This is a genomic window from Anaerotruncus sp. 1XD42-93 (assembly GCF_009917605.1).
Taxonomy (GTDB): Bacteria; Bacillota; Clostridia; order Oscillospirales; family Ruminococcaceae; genus Anaerotruncus.
The window spans coordinates 1-4,177 of the sequence record NZ_QZEG01000110.1; the positions used below are offsets into that span (position 1 = coordinate 1).

Genomic DNA, 4,177 nt, shown 5'->3' on the forward strand with positions numbered 1-4,177 from the left:
TTTGCCGCCGCCTTGAATCCACAGCGTCTTCTTGATATCCTTTTTGGATAATTTCAAATGCTGTTGCCCTGGCACACCATTCTGAACATCTTGACAAAATACTGCGTGTTCACTTCTGAGGAATTGTTGCTCGTTATGCGACCTTATCAGATTGTGGCAACCGAGCGTATTTTGAACAGGATTGAAGTGTCCACCAACTACAAGAAAACAGGAACAATCGAAGCCGGAGGATATATCTGGCACACCACAGGAAGCGGTAAGACATTGACTTCCTTTAAGACAGCCCAGCTTGCGACAGGACTGCCGTATATCGAAAAGGTTCTGTTTGTGGTTGACCGTAAGGACTTGGACTATCAGACCATTAAGGAATATGACCGCTTTGAAAAAGGAGCTGCCAATGGCAACAAGAGTACCGCAGTCCTGCAAAGGCAGCTTGAGGATAGCACTTCCCGAATTATCGTGACCACCATTCAGAAGTTGGATGTGTTCATCACAAAGAACAAGGGCCATCCGATTTATAGCAAGCACGTTGTTCTTGTGTTTGACGAGTGCCACCGTAGCCAGTTTGGACAGATGCACACGAACATCATCAAGCACTTTAAGAACTACCATATTTTCGGATTTACTGGAACACCGATTTTTGCTATCAATGCCGGAACTGGCGGAAATCCTGAACTTCGAACCACAGAACAGGCATTTGGTGCAAAACTCCATACTTATACCATCGTGGATGCTATCAACGATGGTAATGTTCTTCCATTCCGCATCGACTATATCAATACCATTAAACAGAAAGACAGCAACAAGGACAAACAAGTTAGTGCTATTGATACTGAGGAAGCATTGGCATCTCAGGAGCGTATCTCTGAGGTCGTGAAGTACATTCTGGAACACTTCGACCAAAAGACTATGCGTAATTCTTATTACAGCCTGAAAGGTCAGCGTGTGAATGGCTTTAACTCTATGTTCGCAGTTAGCTCTATTCCTGTCTGCAAGAAATATTATCTGGAACTGAAAAAACAGATTACAGAACAGCACCGGGAATTGACCATTGCCACCATTTTCTCATTCGCTGCAAACGAAGCAGACACAGCAGATGGTATTCTGGATGATGAAAGCTTTGATACCGATGGACTTGACCAGACTTCCCGTGATTTTTTGGATATGGCAATCAGCGATTACAACAAGACTTTCAAAACTAACTATGATACTTCCAGTAAGGGCTTCCAAGACTACTATAAAGACCTGTCTGACAAGGTTAAGAAGCGTGAAGTCGATTTGCTGATTGTAGTTAATATGTTCCTGACGGGATTTGATGCAACAACGCTTAATACTCTTTGGGTAGATAAGAACTTGAAAATGCACGGTCTTATTCAGGCGTTTTCCAGAACAAATCGTATCCTGAACTCGGTAAAGACTTTCGGAAATATCGTTTGCTTCCGTGACCTTGAAGAAGCGACCAATGATGCCATCGCCCTGTTCGGAGATAAGGATGCAAACGGCATTGTTCTTTTGAAATCCTATGAGGACTATTACTATGGTTGCGTTGATGATAAAGGTCGTGAGCAAAAAGGATACGAAGAACGAATTGCTGAACTGTTGCAAAAATATCCGTTGGGGCAACCGATCATTGGAGAGCAGAACAAGAAAGATTTTATTGTCCTGTTCGGCAACATTCTCCGACTGAGAAATATCCTGTCTGCCTTTGACCGTTTTGTCGGAAATGAAATTCTGTCTCCGATTGATTTTCAGGATTACACGGGTACATACCATGATGTGTACGATGAAATCAAGCCAAAGTCAGGCAGTAAGGATAGCATCATGGATGATGTTGTCTTTGAAATGGAGCTTGTCAAACAGGTGGAAGTCAACATTGACTATATCCTGATGCTGATTGGGAAGTATCAGGATGACAACTGTGAAGATAAGGAAATCCTTGTTGCGATTGATAAGGCAATTAAGTCCAGTTTACAACTCAGGTCTAAAAAGGAATTGATTGAAAACTTCATTGCTACTATCAATACAAGCACGAATGTAAATGCAGATTGGCAACGATTTGTAAGAGAACAGCGTGAGACAGATATTCAGACTTTGATTACAGAGGAAAAATTGAAGTCGGAGGAAACCAGAAAGTTTGTTGAGAACGCTTTCCGTGATGGCGTACTCAAAACCACTGGCACAGATGTTGACCGACTGATGCCGCCCGTTTCCCGTTTCGGAGGTGGAGGTTCTCGTGATAAGAAGAAGCAGGTAGTTATTGAAAAACTGAAAGCGTTCTTTGAGAAATACTTTGGACTGGTTAGCCCAGAAGCTTCAGAAGAACCGGATAAGGTTACATATCTTTATGATACAGAACCAACACTATCTATGGTGGCAGAGGAACCGGTGCATTACGGAATGAAAAAATATAATTGAGGTGGTGAAAATATGTTGTATAATGTTTACTGTGATGAGACATGTCATCTTGAACATGATAACAGTAATGTTATGGTGTTAGGGGCTGTGTGGTGTCCACAATCAAAACTGAAAGAAATTAATGAGAGGATTCGTCAAATTAAGAAAAGAAATAATGTTTCTGAGACTATGGAAATGAAGTGGACGAAAATCAGCCCGGCAAAAGTTGATTTGTATAAAGATTTGATTAATTATTTCTTTGATGATGATGATTTACATTTTCGGGGTGTCATTATTCCAGATAAGACAAGACTAAATCACGAACACTATCATCAAACACACGATACGTGGTATTATAAAATGTATTTTGATATGCTCAAAGTTATCTTTTCTCCAACTGATAACTATGAGGTTTATATTGACATTAAAGATAAGAACTCTGCTCGAAAGGCAAAAAAATTGAGAGAAGTATGCTGCAATTCTATGTATGACTTTTCTCAAAAAGTGATTCGGCGGTTACAACCTATACGATCTGATGAAGTTCAAATCATGCAGATAGTTGATGTTATTATAGGTGCTATCAGTTATGAAAATCGCAGATTTCCTGATGGATTTGTAAAGAGTAGTGCAAAGCAAGAAGTTGTTGATTTGATAAAAGAACGTTCAGGCTATACATTGCGAAAAACAACGTTATTGCGTGAGGAAAAAATAAACCTGCTTTCGTGGGAAGCGGGAGGGACAGTATGACAAGAGATAATTGTTGGTTGCCAAAATTAGAATTGTGGGATGACTATGATAATGACTATCCTCAATATCAAGCGGCATTATACGAGATTTTTCAGAATGACTTTATAAAATCACGTCCTACATTTGAAGGAAAGCAGGTAAATATTCGCAGGCATCCGATTGAATATGAATGAGTTTTAATAGGAACACTGTAATATCAAGGCTTTTCGGAGCCTACACCCACAAAAAAATATTATTTGAGCTATCACATTACGCAGAAAGCCGTCCGGCATGAAAAAACGGGCGGCTTTTTTGCGTGGATAGCCGGGAGGGAGGCGAAAAAATAGTAACAAACTTTTAGCGCAAGATTTGTGCAACATTTACGAAATTAAAAAAGGAGGTAACGAATGGCAGACGAAAAATTAAACGTGAGCCCGGAGGAAAATCCCCAGCCCAGCTTGTTCGATGCCGGCCCGGCGGGTGCTCCTGCCCAGGACGCTCCCACCCCGGAGCCCCCGGCCCCGGAGAACGCCCCCGAGCAGACTGGCGGCGAACCACCCGCCCAGGATGCCCCGGCTGGTGCTCCCGGCGAGGTGAGTGTATCCGCTGACCAGATTGAAAAGCTGATGGCGGAGCGCCGGGCGGCGGAACGTGCGGAGGTGGAAAAAAACGAGCCGCCCGAACCGGAACAGCCGCCCACCCCGGCCCCGGAGGAAAAGGCCGCCGGGGAAAAGGGGCCCGCCAAAAAGGACAAGGCCGCCAAAGAAAAAACGCCCGAGCCAGATAAACCCAAGGGTAGGCGGGGCCGCAAGCCCAAGGAAGAAAAGGCGGGGCCCGGTGAACCGGGAGGGACGGGGGCCCGCCGTGGCCGCCCGGCCAAGGCTGACAAGGCGGCCACGGACAAGCCCCCGGCTCAACCTCGAGACAAAATGTCCCAAGGCAAGGGCGGAAAGGCCGCCACGGTAAAGGGCAAGGAAGAGGCTCCCGCCGCTCCCCCGCCTGCGCCGGAAGTGCCGCCCCAGCCCCGTGACGCGACCCGCGCCGAAAAGGAAGAGAT

The 4,177-nt window shown here is 44.7% G+C and carries 2 protein-coding genes and 2 pseudogenes; all 4 read left to right on the top strand.

Features of this window, described 5'->3' with window-relative positions:
* Positions 1-72: 72 nt before the first annotated feature.
* Positions 73-2,415, top strand: a pseudogene (locus D5269_RS16925) (type I restriction endonuclease subunit R); the annotation flags it as partial.
* Between the two features lie 12 nt (positions 2,416-2,427).
* Positions 2,428-3,141 carry a DUF3800 domain-containing protein gene (locus D5269_RS16930; protein WP_120487123.1) on the top strand — a complete coding sequence of 238 codons (714 nt, stop codon included), beginning with the start codon at positions 2,428-2,430 and terminating at the stop codon, positions 3,139-3,141.
* Positions 3,138-3,314 carry a hypothetical protein gene (locus D5269_RS16935; RefSeq protein WP_158605059.1) on the top strand — a complete coding sequence of 59 codons (177 nt, stop codon included), beginning with the start codon at positions 3,138-3,140 and terminating at the stop codon, positions 3,312-3,314. Before D5269_RS16930 ends, D5269_RS16935 begins: the two co-directional genes overlap by 4 nt.
* A 213-nt stretch (positions 3,315-3,527) precedes the next feature.
* Positions 3,528-4,177, top strand: a pseudogene (locus D5269_RS16940) (DNA-binding protein); the annotation flags it as partial.